This window comes from Treponema sp. UBA785 (assembly GCF_002297065.1).
Taxonomy (GTDB): domain Bacteria; phylum Spirochaetota; class Spirochaetia; order Treponematales; family Treponemataceae; genus Treponema_D.
In genome coordinates, this window is record NZ_DBJD01000086.1 from 34,266 (window position 1) to 54,517 (window position 20,252).

General features: G+C 39.8%; 17 protein-coding genes. 11 read left to right on the top strand and 6 right to left on the bottom strand.

Annotated elements, in window-relative coordinates; genetic code table 11:
• Positions 1-76: 76 nt before the first annotated feature.
• Both B2X33_RS07505 and B2X33_RS07510 read left to right on the top strand, forming a co-directional pair.
• Positions 77-2,062: an NAD(+) synthase gene (locus B2X33_RS07505; protein WP_296668754.1), complete on the top strand. Its 1,986-nt coding sequence runs from the start codon at positions 77-79 to the stop codon at positions 2,060-2,062.
• Positions 2,063-2,166: 104 nt separating this feature from the next.
• On the top strand, positions 2,167-3,087 hold the full coding sequence (locus B2X33_RS07510; protein ID WP_296668756.1) for a diacylglycerol/lipid kinase family protein: 921 nt from the start codon (positions 2,167-2,169) through the stop codon (positions 3,085-3,087).
• Positions 3,088-3,155: 68 nt separating this feature from the next.
• Here the strand turns inward: B2X33_RS07510 and B2X33_RS07515 are convergent, their stop codons facing one another.
• Genes B2X33_RS07515 through B2X33_RS07530 form a run of 4 tightly spaced genes read right to left on the bottom strand, consistent with a single transcriptional unit; the run spans position 3,156 to position 7,592 of the window.
• Positions 3,156-3,716: a DUF4340 domain-containing protein gene (locus tag B2X33_RS07515; RefSeq protein ID WP_296668757.1), complete on the bottom strand. Its 561-nt coding sequence runs from the start codon at positions 3,714-3,716 to the stop codon at positions 3,156-3,158.
• Positions 3,713-5,776, bottom strand: coding sequence for a GldG family protein (locus tag B2X33_RS07520; protein ID WP_296668759.1), 2,064 nt, complete (start codon positions 5,774-5,776; stop codon positions 3,713-3,715). The genes B2X33_RS07515 and B2X33_RS07520 overlap by 4 nt, the downstream gene beginning before the upstream one ends.
• Before the next feature lie 33 nt (positions 5,777-5,809).
• Positions 5,810-6,601 carry an ABC transporter permease subunit gene (locus B2X33_RS07525; RefSeq protein ID WP_296668760.1) on the bottom strand — a complete coding sequence of 264 codons (792 nt, stop codon included), beginning with the start codon at positions 6,599-6,601 and terminating at the stop codon, positions 5,810-5,812.
• Positions 6,602-6,614: 13 nt separating this feature from the next.
• Positions 6,615-7,592, bottom strand: coding sequence for an ABC transporter ATP-binding protein (locus B2X33_RS07530; RefSeq protein ID WP_296668762.1), 978 nt, complete (start codon positions 7,590-7,592; stop codon positions 6,615-6,617).
• Between the two features lie 293 nt (positions 7,593-7,885).
• On the opposite strand from B2X33_RS07530, the gene B2X33_RS07535 reads away from it, so the two are divergent.
• The 9 genes from B2X33_RS07535 (at position 7,886) to B2X33_RS07575 (ending at position 18,132) form a co-directional block, all read left to right on the top strand.
• Entirely contained in the window at positions 7,886-8,407 is a 522-nt protein-coding gene (locus tag B2X33_RS07535; RefSeq protein WP_296023167.1) for a COG2426 family protein, read from the top strand.
• Complete coding sequence (locus B2X33_RS07540) at positions 8,397-8,996, top strand: M48 family metallopeptidase (RefSeq protein ID WP_296023170.1); 600 nt, start codon at positions 8,397-8,399, stop codon at positions 8,994-8,996. The genes B2X33_RS07535 and B2X33_RS07540 overlap by 11 nt, the downstream gene beginning before the upstream one ends.
• Before the next feature lie 130 nt (positions 8,997-9,126).
• On the top strand, positions 9,127-9,570 hold the full coding sequence (gene fliS / locus B2X33_RS07545) for a flagellar export chaperone FliS (protein WP_296023174.1): 444 nt from the start codon (positions 9,127-9,129) through the stop codon (positions 9,568-9,570).
• 3 nt (positions 9,571-9,573) lie between these two features.
• The gene (flgN, locus tag B2X33_RS07550) at positions 9,574-10,062 is read left to right on the top strand and encodes a flagellar export chaperone FlgN (RefSeq protein ID WP_296023177.1); all 489 of its coding nucleotides are present in this window, start codon (positions 9,574-9,576) and stop codon (positions 10,060-10,062) included.
• Between the two features lie 149 nt (positions 10,063-10,211).
• Positions 10,212-12,389 (top strand): ATP-dependent zinc metalloprotease FtsH, encoded by a 2,178-nt coding sequence (gene ftsH, locus B2X33_RS07555; protein WP_296668765.1) that lies wholly within the window; start codon positions 10,212-10,214, stop codon positions 12,387-12,389.
• Positions 12,389-13,072 carry a LolA family protein gene (locus B2X33_RS07560; protein ID WP_296023183.1) on the top strand — a complete coding sequence of 228 codons (684 nt, stop codon included), beginning with the start codon at positions 12,389-12,391 and terminating at the stop codon, positions 13,070-13,072. Before ftsH ends, B2X33_RS07560 begins: the two co-directional genes overlap by 1 nt.
• Before the next feature lie 109 nt (positions 13,073-13,181).
• Entirely contained in the window at positions 13,182-14,270 is a 1,089-nt protein-coding gene (locus B2X33_RS07565; RefSeq protein WP_296668767.1) for a helix-turn-helix domain-containing protein, read from the top strand.
• The gene (rimO, locus tag B2X33_RS07570; RefSeq protein WP_296668769.1) at positions 14,257-15,765 is read left to right on the top strand and encodes a 30S ribosomal protein S12 methylthiotransferase RimO; all 1,509 of its coding nucleotides are present in this window, start codon (positions 14,257-14,259) and stop codon (positions 15,763-15,765) included. The genes B2X33_RS07565 and rimO overlap by 14 nt, the downstream gene beginning before the upstream one ends.
• A gap of 24 nt (positions 15,766-15,789) precedes the next feature.
• Positions 15,790-18,132 (top strand): ATP-dependent helicase, encoded by a 2,343-nt coding sequence (locus B2X33_RS07575; RefSeq protein ID WP_296668771.1) that lies wholly within the window; start codon positions 15,790-15,792, stop codon positions 18,130-18,132.
• Between the two features lie 98 nt (positions 18,133-18,230).
• Here the strand turns inward: B2X33_RS07575 and B2X33_RS07580 are convergent, their stop codons facing one another.
• Entirely contained in the window at positions 18,231-19,826 is a 1,596-nt protein-coding gene (locus B2X33_RS07580; protein ID WP_296668773.1) for a Na+/H+ antiporter NhaC family protein, read from the bottom strand.
• A gap of 20 nt (positions 19,827-19,846) precedes the next feature.
• On the bottom strand, positions 19,847-20,008 hold the full coding sequence (locus B2X33_RS07585) for a hypothetical protein (protein WP_200806549.1): 162 nt from the start codon (positions 20,006-20,008) through the stop codon (positions 19,847-19,849).
• Positions 20,009-20,252 lie beyond the last annotated feature (244 nt).

Genomic DNA, 20,252 nt, shown 5'->3' on the forward strand with positions numbered 1-20,252 from the left:
AATAAAGATAATAATTTTTTTTTGAGATGTGTGCAAATCTTGCATAAAAATAATGTTTTTTTGATATAGTAATTATATGAAGAATTTTGGTTTTTTGCGTGTTGCGGCTGTTTCGCCGGATGTTGTGGTTGGAGACGTTGAACAGAATGTGCTGAATATTTGCCAGTGCATTGACGAATTAAAACAAAAAGGCGTTCAAATTGCAGTTTTTCCGGAGCTTTGTATTACGGGCTACACTTGCGCTGACCTTTTTGAACAGAATCTCCTCCTTGAAAGCGCAAAAAATGCTTTGACCGGGATTTTGGCGCATACTCAGGGAATTGCGGTTTTTGTCGGTTTGCCGTTGCGTTCATTTTCTGGTTCTCTTTATAATGTTGCGGCGCTTTTGAGCAATGCTGAAAAAATTCTGATTTATCCGAAAACTTTTATTCCAAATTACGGCGAATTTTACGAAAAACGCTGGTTTACGCCTTTTGAAGCAAATTGTGGCTGCAATGAGCAAATGTTTGACTGGTCGGTTGGTGGACTCTTAAAAATAAATGACGATTCAGGTTTTACAGGTGCGGTTTTGGCGGCAGAAGTCTGCGAAGATGCCTGGGTTCCTCTTTCTCCTTCGACAGTTTTTTGTCTGAACGGAGCAAATGTGATTGTCAATCTTTCGGCTGGAAACGAAGTGATTGGAAAAACTTCTTACAGAAAAGACTTGATTTTGGGAAACAGCGCAAAGAATGTCTGTGCCTATGTTTATGCAAATGCAGGAATGGGAGAATCGACACAGGATTTGGTTTTTTCGGGACATTCATTGATTGCCGAAAACGGAAGCCTCCTCGCAGAAAAAAAGCCTTTTGACGAAAAAAATAAATTTATTATAAGCGACATTGACATTGAAAAAATAAATCACGAACGCATAAGAATAGAAACTTTTTCGCAAAATAGCCGGTTTTTTAAGAATTCTCAAAGGTCAAGCCAGTTTTTGCCGGCAAAAATTCAGGAAATAACTGTAAAAAGCACAGATTTTTTGAAAAATAAAAATCTTGAGCGGAAAATTGACGGGCATCCTTTTGTGCCTCAGGTCCAGAAAAAAATGTGGGAGCGCTGTGCGGAAATCACGCAGATGCAGGCCTGGGGGCTTGCAAAGAGAATAAGGCATACTGGAGTTGAAAAAGTTGTCGTGGGAATTTCTGGCGGACTTGATTCTACCCTGGCTTTGCTCGTTGCCTGCCGGGCTTTTGATATTCTAAAAAAAGACCGAAGCAATATTGTTGGAATTACGATGCCGGGTTTTGGAACGACTGGGCGCACTTACGAAAACGCAAAAATGCTTGTAAAAAGTTGCGGGGCTTCGCTTGAAGAAATTTCCATAAAAGAAGCGGCCGGCGGTCATTTGAAGGATTTGTCTCATGCGCTTGATGTTTACGATGTTACTTACGAAAATGCCCAGGCCCGCGAGAGAACTCAGGTTCTTTTTGACTGGGCTAACATGCACGGCGCAATTTTGATTGGAACTGGCGACCTTTCTGAACTTGCGCTCGGCTGGTGCACTTACAATGGCGATCAAATGAGCAATTATGGAGTGAATAATTCGATTCCAAAGACTTTGGTGCGCTGTCTTGTTCAGTATTATGCGGATTTTGTTTTTAAGGAAAACGAAAAACTTGCAGAAACATTAAAGGATATTATAGATACTCCTGTAAGTCCTGAACTTTTACCGCCTGACAAAGACGGGAAAATTGCGCAAAAAACAGAAAATACTGTCGGTTCGTATATTTTGCATGATTTTTTTCTGTATAACTGCGTGCGAAACGGTTTTTCGCCTGAAAAGATTTATTTTCTGGCGAAAATTGCGGTTAAACAGAAAAATCTTGAGCCGTTTAGCGACGAAACGATAAAAAATACGCTTAAAATTTTTTATAAAAGATTTTTTGGCCAGCAGTTTAAGAGGTCTTGTATGCCTGACGGTGTAAAAGTTGGAACTGTGAGCTTGTCGCCGAGGGGCGACTGGCGTATGCCGAGTGATTCGTCGGTTGCGCTTTGGTTAGAGCAGGTTGAGAATCTGAAATAAAATTTGGAAAGACTAAATCGGAGAGTGCAAAAACTGTTTTTTACACAGTTTTTTGTTTTGCTGTTTTGCTTGAATTGAACCGGATTGTGTTTTAAAATCGAAGAATGTTTTATTTTATAGTGAATGAGCACGGTGGCTCAGGACAGGCGGTCGGAGTTTGGAACAAGGTTCAGAAAATTTTAGATGAACGCGGTGTAAAATATCAAAAATTTGTGCCGGAAACAAAAGGCTATGCGGCGGTTTTGGCGGAACAGATTAGCGAAAAAGAAGATGATGATATTCGCCTGATTGTCGTTGGCGGTGACGGAACGATTAACGAAGTTTTAAATGGAATCCGCAGCTTTGAACGGCTAAAATTTATGGTAATTCCTACTGGTTCGGGCAACGATTTTAGCCGCGGATTGGGGTTGCCGTTAAAAAATACAGAAAAAGTTGTCGATATGATTTTGAATTCGACAGGAATAAAAACAATTGACCTTGGAATGGTTGAGTCCGGCGGAAGACGGCGGATTTTTGGAATTTCATCGGGACTTGGACTAAATGCTCTTGTCGGAACGGAAATTAACCGCTCAAAAATCAAAAATATAATGAACAAGCTGCATTTGAATTCTCTCAGTTATGCCGTTATGACGGTAAAAACGCTTTTTACAATGAAGACTTCGACTTTTAAAGTGAGTTTTGACGGCGGAGCGTTTCAGGAATTTGACAGGGCGATTTTTCTTGCTGCAATGAATTTTCCATGCGAGGGCGGAGGAGTTCCAATGGCTCCAAAAGCAAATGCAAATGACGGAAAACTCTCGTTTACTCTTGCGGCGAGAATTCCAAAATGGAAGTGTTTTATTGCGTTTCCTTTTTTGCTTGCGGCAAGGCAGGATTTAATAAAAGGATTTTTTATGAAAGAAGCCCGGACTGTCGATGTGTTCACCTCTGAACCAAACGTTAGCCACACTGACGGCGAACTTTTTGGAAAAGTTAATAAAATCCACTATGAATGTCTAGCGCAAAAACTAAAAATTTTACTTTAGTTTTTTGTTGTTTTTTTAAGGCGAAAGCGCGGACTTTTTGAAGTCCGCGTTTTTTGTTTTAATTGCCGCTAATTTGCAGGCTGTTGCTCTTCATCCTGCGGCTGTTCAATTTTTTGTTCAAGGTCTTCGGTTTTTACTTCAAAAATAGAACGCAGGTTTCTGTCAGCAAGCAAAGTTTCCGGTTTTTCATCGAGCCTAATATAAGAAGAAAGATTTGTTTCGGAATTTTTGCCGATTTTTAAGGTTCGGATTGTTTTTCCAGATTTTTCTGCTTTGACGGTAAGTGTCTGCGAGTCTGTAAAACCGTACCTGTCGAGTTCGGAAACGGCCGAAGAGCGGCTTACTGTTCCGAGCGTTTTTATGTTTTTGATGGCGTTTACTAAAGTTTCGATTTTCTGGTCATCTCCGCTGATTTTTTCTTCACTTACGTACCACAGCCCGCCTTCATAAAAAAGTTTTACGGTTTGCGAAGAGTTTTCGATTATAAGTGTGTCCGGTTTTTCCCGCAGAATAAAGTTTTTTATAGGAGAACGCGAGCCGGTTACAAGTTGAACAGCGTAAATCGCTGCAAGAATGACGATTGCCGTCAATAAAACGATTTTTCTTATTTTTGCATTTTTTAAGTTCATTTTGTTTCCTCTGTCTTAATTTCGCGTTTGTCGTCTGGATTGTATTTTTCGCGGATTGCCCTTTTCTTAGCTGTAGTTTTTGCAAGAACTGCAAGACCGCACAGCGCAACCAAAATCACAAGTCCAAATTCGTTAAAATATTTTGCAATGTCTGCCGAAATGCCTTTTTTGATTTTTAAAGTGTTTAAGCTTAAGCCTTTTGTCCGCATTGAGCACAAATCAATTTCGCCGTTCATGTAATCGATGACGTTGCGCACAAACATTGCAACTGGCTGTTTGCCGCTTTCGTCCATAACTTGACCAGTCGTGATTTTTGAAGAACCTATTACAAAAATTTTGCCGTTTTGAACGCTTTTTGCGTAATGGTCGGTAAAATTAAATTCACCGTTTTGATTTTCTACTGGATTTTTTTCAAAAGCGCTTTTGAATTTTCCTTCTACAAGAACAGCAAGATTTTGGCTTTGCATTGCGCTTTTGTCGGTTGGTTTTCGAATCATCTGAGGAATTGCTGTAACGTTGTCTTTGACGAGCCAGCTGTTTTTAGAAGATGAAGCAAGAATTGTAACTTTTGCGTCTGCATTTTTTTGAGCGTTTTCTGCATTGATAGAACTGTTCTGAAGCATAATCACGTAGCCAAGATTTTTTGTAATCGGGCTGTTTTTTGCAAGATTTGATTTTTGAAGCACTGGAGCAAAGTAGAGCGGAGTTGAACCTGAACGCTGATCCTGATTTACATAGCAATTTTCGTCCATAACGTAATCTTTTCCGACAGAAATTCCGTATTTTGAGAGAATTGTTTCAAGACCGTTGTCGACAGGTTTGTACTGCGGAATCTGGTAATATGCGTTTTGTCCCTGCGGATAAACTTCTTCAAACTGGTCGTCGAAAATAATTAAATTTCCGCCACGAAGCAAAAATTGGTCAAGCTTGTAAAGTTCAATTTCTTCGAATTTTTCTTTTGCGCCGTTTATAACGACACTTTTTATGCCGGAAGGAATTTCATCATCTTTTAAATTTAAATCCTTAAATTCGTAGCGGTCAGAAATAATTGAATTGAAAACCGCTGCATTTGCCTGCGACTGTGCGTTTTTGTAGTCGAGTTCGCGGTGTCCTGTTACATAGCCTATAATATTTGGTTTAGAAACAAGGCTTTTTAGGTTTTCATTCAATTCGTCTTCAAGGCTGTCTGTGCCAGAAATTATGTTTCCAAAAAATGAACGCGACATTTTTACGTTCAAAAGCCTAAATTCCTGTCCGTATTCAAGAACAAGCCCGATAACTCCAGTTTTTTCTCCGTCGGCGTCCTGCCAGCTCAGGCTTTGAATTCCGTATTTTTCGACGAGTTCCGGAATTTCTTGCTCAGAAGGATCTATTGTTTCAAATTCGATTCTATCCATATTTTTTGAGTTTACAGATTTGTATGCGGCAGAAACTGTTTTTTCAAGATTTTTGAGGCCGTTTATATTGAACTGTTCGAGTTTTTTTGTCAGATAGAGAGAAAGTTTTGCTTTTCCCTGCAATCCTGCAAGAGCCGAAGTTGTGCTTATAAGACGGCTCATTGTGGTTGTGATGGTGTATTCAAGGCCGTCGGCAGAACTTAATCCGTCGATTATTTCCGTTCGGTCGGCATAACTTACAGTCAAAGCCATCCAGACCTGCTTAAAACCGACTTCGTTGTTCTTTAATTCTTGAATTTGAACTTGAGAGATTCCGTAATTTCTTGCGATTTTTTGATTTTCTTCTTTGTCCATGTCAAAAAATTCAGCAGAAAAATTTGAATTTGCGGCGCCTTTGTATTCAACCAGAAGATCGCGGATATACTGATCGATTGTGTTGTAGGGAGCCGGCAGATTTTTTGTAAAAAATACTTTTATCGAAAGCGGTTGTTCAAGATTTTTAACAATCTGCCTGCTCGACTGTGAAAGCGAATAAGATTTTGGGGCTGTAAGGTCAAGGCGGAAAAATGCCTTTGAGCATACAAGATTTAAGAGAAGAATTGCAGTTAAAAAGAGAAAAATGTCGCTTTTTGGACTTTTTAACCATTCAATAAATTTTTTCATATTGTTGTTTTAAACTCCAGTCTTATAGAATTTTTATTTTTGTCCATTGTTTACAGAGCGGACAGTCAGCGCAAAAAAGATAACCGTAAGCGAAACAAAATAAACAATGTCGCGGCTGTCGATAATTCCGCGGCAAATAGATTCAAAATGGCTTAGCGAAGAAAGGTAAGTTACCGTTCTTACAAGAAAAGCCGGCAGAAAAACCGCAAAATTTGAAAGCAGAGTCAGAATTATGCAAATTGCAAAAGCCTCAAAAAAAGCAATAATCTGATTTTTCGTTGTGCTCGAAGCAAAAATTCCAATCGCGCTAAAACCTGCTGTTAAAAAGATTGAGCCGAGATAACCGCCCAAAATCGGGCCTGCATCAGGAGAGCCAAAAATAAAGCAGGTTAAAACGTAAAAAAGAGAAGGAATTAAAAGCACAAGACCAGAAATAAAGACAGCCAGAAATTTTCCTTCGACAACATCAAAAACTGTTACCGGAAGGGTGAGCAAGGTTTCGAGAGAAGTCGATTTTTTTTCTTCGGCAAAACTCCTCATAGAAAGAGCTGGAATAAAAAAAGAAAAAAGTACCGGCAAAAGCCCAAAAAACTGTCTTAATTCGGCGCGGTTTGCAAGAAAAAATGTGTTAAAAAACAAAAAACCGGAAGCGAGCGTAAAAAGTCCGGTAACGATATAAGCAATCGGGCTGGAAAAATAAGATTTTAATTCGCGGCACATAATTACAAAAGCCGGATTTTTTGTTTTTGCTTTTTTCCTTGAACTTATCTTTGCCATTGAACTTGCGTTAGAGAGCGGATTGTTAGTTTCTAAAATATCAGTCATTTTTGTATCCTCTTTAGTTTTTTTGTGTTAATGCGTTTTCCGAAGGCGAATCTTCCGTCAAAGTATGGAAAATATCTTCAAGACTGTTTCTTCTGAGCGAAAGTTCATAAAGCTCAAAACCAGCTTTGTTCACAGCCGCTGCAATCTGCGGCCTGATTTCCATATTATCTTTAACCTGAACAAGAGCTCCGGCAGTTTTTTCGTTGTGTCCCAAGTTTGCATTTTCCGTTTTTTCTGCCGTAACAGCACCAACACCGTCAATTTTTTTCAATATTTCAGAAAGTTTTTCAAAACCACAGCCAGAAGCTTCAACAAAGACACTTGCGCTGGTTCCGTATCGTTCCCTCAGTTCGCCGGTCGGACTGTCGGCAACGAGTTTTCCGCCAGAAATAATAATAACTCTGTCGCAAATCATTTCCACTTCGCCGAGAATATGTGTCGAAATAATAACTGTTCTTGTTTTTCCGATTTCTTTAATCAAGGCGCGTACTTCGCCAATTTGGTTCGGGTCAAGACCAGAAGTCGGTTCGTCCAAAATTAAGATTTCCGGATCATTCATCAAGGCGTGCGCAAGACCTACTCTCTGCCTGTAGCCGCGGCTCAAATCAGAAATATTTTTGTGCATGACTTCTTTAAGTCCACATTCCCTGCACAAAACCGGAACTTTTTCGTCAGGATTCTGTCCCTGAATCTGGGCAACATAGCGCAAATAATCGTCAACAATCATTTCGCCGTACAAAGGCGCGCTTTCCGGCATATAACCGATTTTTTTCTTGCATTCGACGGCATTTTCTTCAATATTTTTGCCATCAATCTTAATCAAACCGGAAGTCGGCTGCAAAAAACCGGTAATCATTCTCATTGTCGTCGATTTTCCGGCGCCATTTGGTCCCAAAAGTCCAACAATTTGCCCAGTCGGAATCGAAAAACTGATTTCATCGACTGCCTTAAAAGTTCCAAAATGCTTTGAAAGCTTAAAAACTTCAATCATTTAATTTTACCTTATCTCCTTTTTTTTGGACGGCATTCAAATTTTAAGCCGAATTTTGCCTGTCTTGGCGCTGAATTTTCAAGAAATTCCGGCTGCTACGGGTTCGGTAGCCCTCATTGGCGGCTTCGCCTCCAACTGCGCCCTTTGCATCCGGCGTAAGTCCACCGTCAACTTTTGTAAACTACAATAAAATATAACAAAAAAACAATATTTTAGTTACGCAAAACTACAGAGATAAAAAATTACAAAATTCACCACTTTTATAAAAAAACATTGTCCTGTATATTAGGACAATGTTAAAAATTTTTCTTATCGTTTTTGTTATTTCGATGATTCCGCTGATTGAGCTTCGGGGCGCTATTCCTGTCGGAGTTGCGCTTGCTTCTTCTTTTTTGGGGCTTAGCGAAGAATCTCTTTCTGTAAAATATATTGTTTTAATAAATCTTTTTTCAATGCTTGGAAATATGCTTCCAGTTCCGTTTATCTATTTTTTTGCCAGAAAATTTCTTGAATGGGGAAGTTCAAAAAAATACATTGGAAAAATGTGCAATTTTTTTCTTGTAAAAGGTAAAAAAGGCGGCGAAAAACTTGAAAAAAAGGCTGGCAGCGGTTTGTTTTTTGCACTTTTTTTATTTGTCGGAATTCCATTGCCTGGAACAGGCGCATGGACAGGCACTTTGGCTGCCAGCCTTCTAGACATGAAGCCGCGCCAGACTGTTCTTGCAGTTTTGGGCGGAGTTTTCTTAGCGGCAGTTGTAATGACTCTTGCTTCGTGCGGAGTTTTTGGCGCGGCTGGAGCGATTTTTGGAAAATAGCGGCATAAAAGTAAAAATAATTCGTAAAAATATGCGGTCAATCCGTCTTCACGTAAACCGTTTTGGCGAAGTTGTCTGCACGGCGTCTTTTTTGGAAAGCGAACAAAAAATTCAAAAATTTATCGAAGAAAAAAAAGACTGGATTGAAAAAAGCGTTCAAAAAGTAAAAAAATCAAAGCAAAACAGCATTTTTCTAAATCCGGACGGAGTTGCGGCAAAGTCGGGCTTTTTATCTTCCGACAGAATTTTCGGAAAAACAAATTTTAATTATTCAGCCTTGTGGAAAAAATCTGCGCTAAAAAAATTTATGCAGAGCGCAGACATGCTTTCTTCGTTTTTTGAAAAAAACGCATTGCCGGAATTTACTGTAAAAGGGCGTTCAATGCACTCAATGTGGGGCAACTGCAACACAAAAAACAAAACAATTACTTTATCCTGGGAACTTTTTAATTTTCCGCAGGAATGTATAGATTATGTTGTTTTTCACGAAATGACTCATTTTCTGTATATTTATCATGACAAAAATTTTTATTCCTATATAGAACGCTTTATGCCTGATTTTAGAAAAATTGCAAAAAAATTATCTTAAAAAAATTCTAAAACGTATTTTTCTTCTTTCCTGCTAAACAAAAAAAATCAATTGCCGAAAATATAATGAAGAATATCTCTAAAACTGCATTTTTAAAGATTCTCTTCTATAAAAATGTGGGAGGCTGAAAATGGGATTCATGAACAATGCTTATACGGCATATAAAAACACAGGAATAAAAACAGCGAGTCAGGGAAAACTTGTTGTTTTGCTTTACGAAGGCGCTATAAAAAATTTAACCAACGCATTGGAATGTTTTGATTCAGATTCAAAAATTGAAGCAAAAAATATCGAAAAATTTGGAAATTATATAATGAAAGCGCAGGATATAATCAGCGAGCTTCAGGCGAGCCTCAACATGTCGGCTGGCGGAGAAATTGCTTCAAACCTTATGTCTCTTTACATTTATTTTAACCGGGAACTTATGTCGTCAAATATCAACAAAGACAAAAAAAAGATTGAATTTGTCCTTAATATGCTCAATCAATTGTCTGCTGCTTGGGTTCAGGCGGCAAACAGTCAGTCAAATGCTGTAAACACCGGTTTTGGTGGCGGTCTTAATATCGAGGGGTAATTTATGGAATTAACTCAGGCACAGATTGACGAAAGAATTGCTGTTTTAAAACGTTTTAGAACTTTGCTTGAACAGCAGCGCAATAAATTTAGAGAATATCTGCATGTGCTTGAGTGCCAGCAGAATAAGATTGAAGAAGAAGATGGAGATGCGCTTGTAGCTCATGCTGAGCTTGAACAGCAGATTGTTTCAAATATTTCAAATTTGCAGAAAGTGATTGAACCTATGCAAAGCATGTACAATGCAGTTTCGCATGGAACGGAACTTGGCGCAGAAGATAAAATCAGCGTAAAAAAAATGCAGGCGGAGCTTGCAGACTTGCAGAAAAAAGTTCTCGCTCAAAATGCGCGCAATCAGGATCTATTAAAAGAACATATTGAAAGCGTAAAAAAACAGCTTGCAGAAATTCATAATGCCAATCCTTATTTTGGAAAGCGTTCAGTTTATTCAACAACTGCCGCCGTAACTGGAAATTTTGTTGCCGAAGCTTAGTTTTTCTGTTTGTATAATGATGCAAATTTTATTATATTTATAGCGTGCCATTCTAAAATTTTCCTTTGGTAAATTTTTAGAAAGTTTGGCAAGTTTTAAGACGTTACGATACAACGATTTTATCAACACTATAAATTTTTGAGGAATAAATGAGCGACGATCAGAAAAACGAACAGGACAAACCGTCATTTGTGCCGGAACCAAAAGAAAAAAAAGACGAAAACAAGCAGAAAAAAACGTCAGAAAAAAAGCCTGCAGACAAAAATAACGAAAACAAACAGAATTCTCAGGATTTTGATCCGTATAGTTTTTTTAAACTTTCAATTGATGAGCCAGAAAACGGTGACAAAAACGGTGGAAAAAAGCCTTCGCGCTTTCCTTTTTTTACAATGCTTGCCGTTACAGTGCTCGCGCTTGCATTCATCAATATGTTTTTGCTTCCAAAAGCCGACAACACAATTCCTTTTTCGGAATTCCGTAATCTTGTAGAAGATGGAACAATTGTCTATGTCGAAATGGGCGAAAATTCATTTACAGGCTATGGAGTTCCTGTTGCTGAGAATACAACTGCAACTCAAAATGATTCTTCTGATTCAGTTTTAAAATCGCCTCAGCTCCCATGGAACAAAATTCGCAGGGTTCAGAGCGAAAGCCGAAAAGTTTACCGGACAACTGGCGTTTTAATGCAGGATTTTGTTTCTCTTTTAAACGAAAAGCATGTTGAATATAAATTTATCATAAAACAGACAAATTGGTTTGTTCAGCTTCTGTTGAATTTTGCATTTCCGATTGGAATCCTTCTTTTAATGTATTTCTTTATTTTCCGCAAAATGGGCAGCGGAATTGGCGGAATGGGTTCCCTTTTTGGAGCAGGCGGAAGCCGTGCAAAGACAGTTGAAGAAGGCAAGGTAAAAACGCGCTTTTCTGATGTTGCCGGCGTTGACGAGGCAAAAGAAGAGCTTGTCGAAGTTGTTGACTTTTTGAAGGAACCAAAAAAATATACTGACATTGGCGGTAAAATTCCAAAAGGCGTTTTGCTCGTTGGTCCTCCTGGAACAGGAAAAACTCTTCTTGCGCGTGCAGTTGCCGGCGAAGCTGGAGTTCCGTTCTTTAGCATTTCGGGCTCTGACTTTGTAGAAATGTTTGTCGGTGTTGGAGCAAGCCGTGTACGCGATTTGTTCCGTCAAGCCCGCGAAAAAGCTCCGTGCATTATTTTTATTGACGAAATCGATGCCCTTGGAAAAAGCCGTATGAACGGTTATGGCGGTGGAAACGACGAGCGTGAACAGACTTTGAACCAGCTTTTGGTAGAGATGGACGGTTTTGACAACGAAAAAGGACTTATCATTCTTGCTGCTACAAACCGTGCAGATATTCTTGATCCTGCGCTTTTGCGTCCAGGCCGCTTTGACCGTCAGGTTCCTGTTGAAAAACCGGACGTAAAAGGCCGCGAAGACATTTTGAGAATTCACTCTAAAAATGTAAAGCTTGATAAAGACGTTGATTTTGTTTCTGTTGCCCACGGAACTGTAGGCTTTGCGGGTGCAGACCTTGCAAACGTTGTAAACGAAGCTGCGCTTATGGCAGTCCGCAATGGCCGCAAAAAAGTAACAATGGAAGACTTTAATGAAGCAATCGACAAAGTTAGCATTGGTCTAAAAAAGAAAAGCCGCAAAGACAACAAAAAAGAAATGCGCCTTGTTTCTGTCCACGAAACTGGACACGCTCTTGTTGCTGCCTTTACTCCGGATTTTGCCCCTGTCAATAAAATTACAGTTGTTCCGAGAAGCCATGGCGTTGGCGGATTTACACAATATCGCGAAGAAGAAGAAAAAAACTTTATGACTCGCAAAGATATTATAAACGAAGTTGACAGTTGTCTTGGCGGACGTGCTGCGGAAGAAGTTGTGCTTGGCGACATTTCTACTGGCGCTTCAAACGACATTGCCCGCGCAACAGACCTTGTAAAACGCATGATTACAGATTTTGGTATGTCTGCAAAATTCAGAAACATGACGCTTGGAAAAGGTGTTTTGGGGCATCAGGGCGCAGATCCAAATATTTACCGCGAATTTTCTGAAGAAACACAGCGTTATGTCGATGAAGAAATTGCCCGCGTAATGAACGAACGCTATTCTCATGTTGTTGAATTGATGAAAGAGCACAAAGATTTGCTCGAATTCATTGCAAACCGCCTCCTTGAAATCGAAACAATGGACGGAAAAGAATTCTACGAAATTGTAAAGAGCGAAGTTCATTGCCGTGAGCTTGCAGAACAGGCAAAACTAAATGAAGAAAACACAGCTTCAACTGATGAGGAAAAATAATGAAAAAAATATTTGTATTGACAGCGTTGATTTTTACCTGTTTTTCCAGATTTTCTGTTTATGCTCAAGGAATTTTAACTGCGGCGGCTTTTTTTCAGAATGTTTCAGCTGAATATGGAAAAATTGAAGATTATGAGGCTGATGTTTCAATTAAGGCTGCAAAAAAAGTTATGGAAGGGCATGTAAATTTTAAACGTCCGAATCTTTTGCGCATTGATTTTACAAAACCAGACAATCAGGTAATCTGTTTTAATGGAGATTTGCTTACGATTTATCTTCCTGAATCCGCCGCAATCTTAAATCAGACAGTTGAATCTTCGGGAACAGGAAGCGCTGCAAACCTTGCGACTGCACAAGGGCTTTCTTTAATGAGCAGGTATTATTCTGTTGCGTACGAAAGCGGACAGGAAGCGGTTCCTCTCGAAGACGGAAGCACGGAAAATGTAGTAAAATTGGTTTTGAGCCGTCGCAATACTTCTGAAGCGTTCCGTTACATCAACCTTGCAATTTTGCCCGAATCAAAGCTTATCCGTAGAATTGAAGCAATTACGCCTCAAAACGAAAAATTCCAGTTTGATTTTTCAAATTACTCGATAAATCAGGGAATTTCGGATCAGCGTTTTATTTATGATCCGCCAACTTCTGCTAATAATTACAACAATTTTCTGTTTACTGAACAGTAATTTGTAAAATTTTAAGTTATCGCATTTTTTTTCAGGTTGCCTTTGAAAATGTATTTTTTTAAGGCAGCCTTAAGATTTTTTAAAGTATATTTTTCAGGGAAGAACAAAAATGGAAAGTTATGGCACAATTCTAAAAAACAAAAGGGAAGAAAAAGGACTGGAACTTGAAACTATTTCCAGAGAAACTTCAATTACTTCCACCTATTTAAAGGCTCTTGAAGACGAAAATGCCGTAATTTTTCCTGGTGAGCCATATCTTGTCGGTTTTTTGAAGAATTATGCTGAATACCTCGGACTTGATTCTCAAAAATTGCTCCAGCTTTATCATGCAAAAACATTGCAGGAATCTCCGATTCCAGACGGTTTGATTGTCCGCAGGCGGCCGAAAGTTTTAATTACTGTAATCATAATAATTTCGATTCTTGTTTTTGCAACTGGAGTTACTTTTGCTGTTCTTTTTATGAAAAAGAAAGCTGAAGAGCATGCAGTTCTTGTTGCTTTACAGAACGATTTTCAGTCAAAAAAATACGAACTTACGGAAAAAACTCTTGCTACAAGAATTTACAAAGGCGACCAATTGATTTTGGGAACTAGTGGCGGAGATGTTGTCGTGACTGTTGCAAATACTGTCGGTGATTTGTGTTTGGAAACTCCTGCTGGAATTCAGCATATTGAACTTTCAGAAGAGCTCGAAGTTGATGTTGACGGCGATTCAAAGCCAGAGCTGATTGTCTATGTTTCAGATGTTTCCACTGGAACAAATGACCGTGGCGCTGAAGTTAGAATTCTTCTTAAAAATGCTTCGAATGCTGTCGCAGGAGAAACAAAAGCTTCTGAAATTCCTAGCGTTGGTGAACTTCCTCAAAACCAAAAACGCACTGTTATTCTCGAAGATACAAGGGCTTATCCGTTTACGGTTCGTGCGGACTTCCGTGCAGGCTGTCTGTTCCGTTATCGTCTGGACAGAAAAGATGCTGTCGAAGATTATCTTGCAAACGGCGACACTGTAAATATGACTGCAAGTAACGGCGTGCGCTTGTGGATTTCTAACGGAAATACTGTAAAACTTCAGGTAATTGTTGCTTCAAAAACTTACGACATTGGAGTTACAAAAGCCGGAGAAGTTATTGTTCAGGATATTCGCTGGATAAAAGATACAGATGGAAAATTCAAGCTGGTAATAAATGAACTCGATTAAATTTTTTATTGATCAGCACGGTTGTGCAAAAAATCAGGTGGATGGAGAAATTTTAATTTCGCATTTGACAGGAACTCAAGAGTGGGAACAGACTTTTGAACCTTCTGAGGCGGATTTAATCATCATCAATTCGTGTGGCTTTATTGAATCTGCAAAAACCGAATGTTTGAATGCAGTCTTAAACGCAAGAAATAATTATCCGAACGCAAAAATTCTTTTGGCAGGTTGCCTTGCTGAGCGTTACGCAGAGGACTTAAAAGAAAATTTGCCGGAAGCAGACGGCTTTTTTGGAAACGGTGATCTTTCAAAAATCGTAATCACTGCAAAAGAAGTTATGCAAAATAAGCGTCCAGTCCATAAATTTGCTCAAAAAGGAGTTTGCGGCGCAAACCGGAATCTGCTTCTTTCTTTTGCTGGAACCGCCTTTGTAAAAATTACTGAAGGTTGCAACAACCGCTGTTCCTTCTGTGCAATTCCAATCATCCGTGGAGAATTGCGTTCTCGTCATGCTTCTGAAATTATTGAAGAAATTAAAATTCTTCTCAAAAAAGGCGTTTACGAAATCAATTTAATCGGACAAGATTTGGCAGCTTACGGAACAGGCAGTTCTGACAATGTTTTTGGAACAGGGCGCACTTATCTTCCTCTTGGAACTCCAGGAAGCGATGCTGAACTTGCTTGCGAAGACAAAGGCGAATCTGGACTTTGCCGTTTGCTCAAAGAAATTTCAAAAATCGAAGGAACTTTCCGTCTTCGGCTGCTTTATATTCATCCAGACCATTTTAATCCTGACATTTTGCCTGTGATAAAATCCGATAGACGCTTTTTGCCTTATTTTGATATTCCTTTTCAGAGCGGAGATGACGAAATCATTCTCAAAATGCACAGAACCGGAAATCACAAAAAGTATGCGCAGACAATCGAAAAAATCAGGAGCTTTTTTCCAGACGCAGCGATCCGGACGACTTTTTTGGCAGGTTTTCCTGGTGAAACAGATGCTCAGGCAGAAAATACTCTTAGCTTCTTAAAAGAAATTTCTACAGATTGGTCAGGCTGCTTTCCGTATTCAAGGGAAGATGATACTCCGGCTTACAACTTAAAAAAACAGGTTCCTGCAAAAAAAGCAAATGAACGTGCCGAAAAACTGGTTGCGCTTCAGGAGCAAATTACAGCACAGCGCTTAAAGGAGCGTTGCGGCAAAGATTACGATGTTTTGATTGAAGAAGTTCTCGCTCAAAACGAAGATTCTCCTGAAGAAGGAATTGCAATTGGAAGGGCATGGTTTCAAGCGCCGGAAGTTGACGGTTCGGTTGTCGTCAATTATGACCGCTCAAATCCAGAAGAGCAAAAAGCGGTTCTTTCCGGAAGACTTGTGCGCGTTCATATAAACAGCGCCGGCACTGTTGATTTAAACGGCGACTTTGTCTGCGACAGTCCGCTTAACGAGACAATCAAAAGAAGCAAGTTGAAATTTGCGCAGGAAATAAACGGTTAAAACTGCAAAGGTGGCAAATGCAAAATGAATGAGTTTTTAAGCGTCTTGAATCCTGAACAAAGGGCGGCCGTTGAACATGAAGGTTCTCCTCTCTTAATTCTGGCAGGAGCAGGTTCAGGAAAAACACGCGTAATTACTACAAAAATTGCTTATCTTATTTCTGAACGAAACATCGATCCGTATCAGATTCTTGCAGTTACTTTTACAAAAAAAGCGGCAAACGAAATGCAGCAAAGGGCTGTTGCTCTCGACAGCCGGGTGCGTTATTCACAAATCAGGACGTTTCACTCTTTTGGCGCCTGGTTTCTCCGTCTTTTTGCAGCGCAGGCTGGAGTCGACCCGAATTTTACGGTTTATGATGACGACGACATGGTAACTCTCCTTTCTAGGGCAAATCCAAATCTTGCCAGAAAGCAGGCAAATCATTACGCGCATTTAATCAGTCTTTGCAAAGATTACGCTTTAACGCCGGACGATTCGGTCGAAATTGCCGAACTTATGGAAGAACTTGGCGAAGAAATTGACAGCGAAGATGATTTTGCGCAAATTTATTCAAACTATACAGCCCGTCTGCGCGAAACCGGCAATGTTGATTTTGGAGATTTGATTCTTCTTCCAATGCTTGTTCTTGAAAAAAACGAAGCAGTCCGCACAAAAATCCAAAATCGTTTTCGAGTAATAATGGTTGACGAGTATCAGGACTCAAACGTGGCGCAGTTTCGGCTTTTGCAGGTGCTTGCCGGAAAACAGACCTATGTTTGTGTTGTTGGCGATGATGATCAGTCGATTTACCGTTTCCGTGGCGCTGAAGTAAAAAATATTCTTCAATTCAAAAATCATTTTCCGGGAACTCAGATAATCCGTCTGGAAAGTAATTACCGCTCAAAATCAGAAATTTTGACGGTTGCAAACGACGTTATAAAAAATAATTCGGCTCGTCTTGGAAAAGAACTTCGTGCCGAACGTGGAGAAGGAAAAAAGCCTGTACTGATTTTTTTGCCTGATCAAAACGAAGAATGTCAATTTTGCGGAGATTTAATCGAGCAGACACACAAAACAGGAATTCCATACAGCGACTGGGCTATTCTTTACCGCACAAATGCTCAGTCAATGGGATTTGAATCAGAATTTTTGCGAAGAAAAATCCCATACCGCATTGTCGGCTCTCTAAAATTCTACGAACGCGAAGAAATAAAAGATATTCTCGCTTATCTTGCGCTGCTTGCAAACCCAAAGGACGAAATCGCATTCAGAAGAATTATAAATAAACCTGCGCGAGGAATCGGAGCAACGTCGCAGGATAAACTTGTAGAAGCCTGCCGCCAAGAGATTTATAACTCTGTTATGGAAGAAGATAGCAGCCAGAACGAAGAAACTTCTCAGGAGCAGATTCAGAGTGTAAACTATGTAGAAATTTGCCGCAAAAACGGAGCGTCTTTTTCAAAAAAGGCAAGGGAAGGAATTGCTTCTTTTGTCGAGGCGATGGACGCTTTTTACGAAAAAATAAAAGAAAATATTAAGCAAAAAGACGAAAACGAGCGGATTTTAGCCGAAAAAGCAAAAATTGTAAATCCAGTCGAAAAACTTTCGGTTTTAATAGATTTTATTGCCGAAAAATCAGGCTTAAAGACATATTATTCAGAAAAAGACGAAATTGCCGGAACTCAGCGCGATGCAAATATTCAAGAACTTTCAAATTCGGCAGTTTTTTATGATTCGACACGAGAAGGTCTTCTGGAATTTTTGGATCACATTGAATTAGACAGAACAATAGAAGAATCAGACGGCGAAGAAGAGGCAGACAGCGTAACTTTAATCACTCTTCACAATACGAAGGGGCTGGAATTTAGCCGCGTTGTAATTACCGGAATGGAATATGGAATTTTTCCGAGGCAGGACAAATACGGAAATGAACTTGAAGAAGAGCGCAGGCTTTGCTATGTTGGCATTACCCGTGCAAAGGACGAGCTTTATATGACATCTTGTTCTAGGCGTATTATGTACGGCCGCTCTGAATATATGGCGCCAAGTCCGTTTTTGCAGGAAATAAACCCTGACAATATAAAAATTTTAGGGCATCTTCCGTTCGGATTTAAAAAAACTTCTTCACAAAAAGCTTCTTTTTCGCATAACGGCGATTTTGGAAATTTGGGCTTAAGCCATCCTGACACAGAAACCGACCCGATAAAATTAAAATATCACCGCGGAGCAAAAATCTATACCGATGATTATGGTTATGGAATTATAACTTCAGCAGTTACGACAACCGAAGGCGAATACGCAGTTACAGTCAATTTTGAGAACGGCGGAATAAAAAGATTCTTGCCAAAATATCAATACAAAAATCTGGAAATTATAAAAGACTAAGCAAGTGAAAAAAAATTGCTCCGCAGTTTCTCGCAATGACGCTGTACAGACCAAGGTCTAATCGTCATTGCGGGCTAAAAGCGAAGCAATTTACGTTTTTAAGCCTGCTGCTGAACAGACATGGCTTTTTCTGTCCGCTTTTTAATAAAAATCAAAGTTGCAAACAAAAGCACAAGGCCAAAGCAGAGCGAAATCGCAGAGCAGAGGGCAATGTTAAGTTTTGAAGTAAAACCTGCCACGATAAAAGTAAAGAACGAAACAACCGCAACTGTCATAGCATAAGGAAGCTGAGTCGCAACGTGGTTTACGTGGTCGCACTGAGCGCCAGCGCTTGCCATAATTGTTGTATCAGAAATTGGAGAAACGTGGTCGCCGCATACAGCGCCGGCCATGCAGGCAGAAATCGAAATAATTCTTAACGAGCCTTCAGGGAAAGCCGCAATACAAATAGGAATCAAAATTCCAAAAGTTCCCCAAGAAGTGCCGGTCGCAAAGGCAAGGAAACATGCGATTGCAAAGATAATTGCCGGAAGAAGCATTTGAAGCTTGTCAGCGCTTCCAGAAACAATGCCTGCAACAAAGTCTTTTGCGCCAAGACTGTCAGTCATAGATTTAAGAGTCCAGGCAAGACAGAGAATCAAAATGGCAGGAACCATAGCCTTAAAACCGTCCGTCAAGCACAGCATCGCCGACTTAAACGAAATAACTTTGCGTCCAAGATACCAAACAAGAGAAACAATAAGTCCAAACAAAGAACCGATTACAAGTCCTACAGAAGCGTCAGAATTTGCAAAAGCGTTGACAAAGTTAAGATGAGAGTCGCCTTCGCTAAAAAATCCGCCGGAATAAATCATGCCGAGAACGCAGAAAACAATAAGAATAGCGATTGGAACAACCAAATCAGCAACAGTTCCCTTCTTTTTTCCCTCTGCAGATGATGATTCTTCAGGTACCGAAACTTCTTCATCGTCTTTTTTCATAAATTCTTTTGCTTTTTCATACTTAGACATTTCGCCGTATTCAAAACGCATAAAAACGAGGGCAAAAAGCATTACGATTGTAAAAAGAGCATAAAAGTTAAAAGGAATAGCCTTGCAGAAAAGAGCAAGACCGTTTTCGCCTTCAGTTACAAAGCCAGAAACCGCGGCCGCCCATGAAGAAATCGGGGCAATAATACAGATAGGAGCCGCAGTAGAGTCGATAAGGTAAGAAAGTTTTTCTTTGCTTACACCGTATTTGTCGGTTACAGGCTTCATAACAGAACCAACAGTCAGACAGTTAAAATAGTCATCGATAAAAATCAAAATTCCGAGACAGATAGTAGCAACCTGAGCGCCAAGTTTTGTTTTAATGTGTTTTTTTGCCCAGTTGCCAAAAGCGGCAGAACCGCCAGCCTTGTTCATAAGGGCAACCATAGTTCCGAGAATTACAAGAAAAGCGAGAATTCCGACATTGTAACTGTCAGAAATACACGAAATCAAACCGTAAGAAACAGCATCATCGCCTTCGCCGACAGTATTGTTCAAAAGATGCGAAATAAATCCCGCAAAACCCGAGCCAACGCTCACAGAATAAAAAACGGCGCCGATTACAATGCCGATAAAAAGCGAAGAATAAACTTCTTTAGTAATCAATGCCAGCGCAATAGCAACAACCGGCGGTACAAGCGACCAAAAAGTTCCAATCATATTCATTTTAAGCAAAATCTCCTAAATTACTTTTTAATGGCAGAAAAATCAGTGTTAAGCGGATCTTTAACGCCTTCTTTTTCCAGTTTTTTCAGAACTTCGATAGCGTAGTCGAGTTCGTCGAGCGAATTTGCAGAAACATAGGTTTTGACCTGTTCCAACGCCTTGATAGCTTTCTCGTTATTCATAAATCCTCCAAAAAAAAGCGTAAACAATCTCCTGTAAAAAATATTCTATCAGTAAAAAAAACGTAAATAAATATTCAACTGCACAAAAATAAAGATTTTTTTGATAAATCGGGGCCATTTTTTCGTTTTTACAAAACGAAAAAACCGGGCTTTCCAGGGTTCCGCGCTAGCCGCGCTGCATTTGCGGCTGCCGGCAGCCGCAAACGGCTCCGCCGCCCTTCCAATCCCTTGTCCGAAAGGACAA

Bases quoted from the DNA above. Each gene is read 5' to 3' on its own strand.
- B2X33_RS07505 (WP_296668754.1), top strand. From the start codon at position 77: ATGAAGAATTTTGGTTTTTTGCGTGTTGCGGCTGTTTCGCCGGATGTT.
- B2X33_RS07510 (WP_296668756.1), top strand. From the start codon at position 2,167: ATGTTTTATTTTATAGTGAATGAGCACGGTGGCTCAGGACAGGCGGTC.
- B2X33_RS07515 (WP_296668757.1), bottom strand. From the start codon at position 3,716: ATGAACTTAAAAAATGCAAAAATAAGAAAAATCGTTTTATTGACGGCA.
- B2X33_RS07520 (WP_296668759.1), bottom strand. From the start codon at position 5,776: ATGAAAAAATTTATTGAATGGTTAAAAAGTCCAAAAAGCGACATTTTT.
- B2X33_RS07525 (WP_296668760.1), bottom strand. From the start codon at position 6,601: ATGACTGATATTTTAGAAACTAACAATCCGCTCTCTAACGCAAGTTCA.
- B2X33_RS07530 (WP_296668762.1), bottom strand. From the start codon at position 7,592: ATGATTGAAGTTTTTAAGCTTTCAAAGCATTTTGGAACTTTTAAGGCA.
- B2X33_RS07535 (WP_296023167.1), top strand. From the start codon at position 7,886: ATGTTAAAAATTTTTCTTATCGTTTTTGTTATTTCGATGATTCCGCTG.
- fliS (WP_296023174.1), top strand. From the start codon at position 9,127: ATGGGATTCATGAACAATGCTTATACGGCATATAAAAACACAGGAATA.
- flgN (WP_296023177.1), top strand. From the start codon at position 9,574: ATGGAATTAACTCAGGCACAGATTGACGAAAGAATTGCTGTTTTAAAA.
- ftsH (WP_296668765.1), top strand. From the start codon at position 10,212: ATGAGCGACGATCAGAAAAACGAACAGGACAAACCGTCATTTGTGCCG.
- B2X33_RS07560 (WP_296023183.1), top strand. From the start codon at position 12,389: ATGAAAAAAATATTTGTATTGACAGCGTTGATTTTTACCTGTTTTTCC.
- B2X33_RS07565 (WP_296668767.1), top strand. From the start codon at position 13,182: ATGGAAAGTTATGGCACAATTCTAAAAAACAAAAGGGAAGAAAAAGGA.
- rimO (WP_296668769.1), top strand. From the start codon at position 14,257: ATGAACTCGATTAAATTTTTTATTGATCAGCACGGTTGTGCAAAAAAT.
- B2X33_RS07575 (WP_296668771.1), top strand. From the start codon at position 15,790: ATGAATGAGTTTTTAAGCGTCTTGAATCCTGAACAAAGGGCGGCCGTT.
- B2X33_RS07580 (WP_296668773.1), bottom strand. From the start codon at position 19,826: ATGAATATGATTGGAACTTTTTGGTCGCTTGTACCGCCGGTTGTTGCT.
- B2X33_RS07585 (WP_200806549.1), bottom strand. From the start codon at position 20,008: ATGAATAACGAGAAAGCTATCAAGGCGTTGGAACAGGTCAAAACCTAT.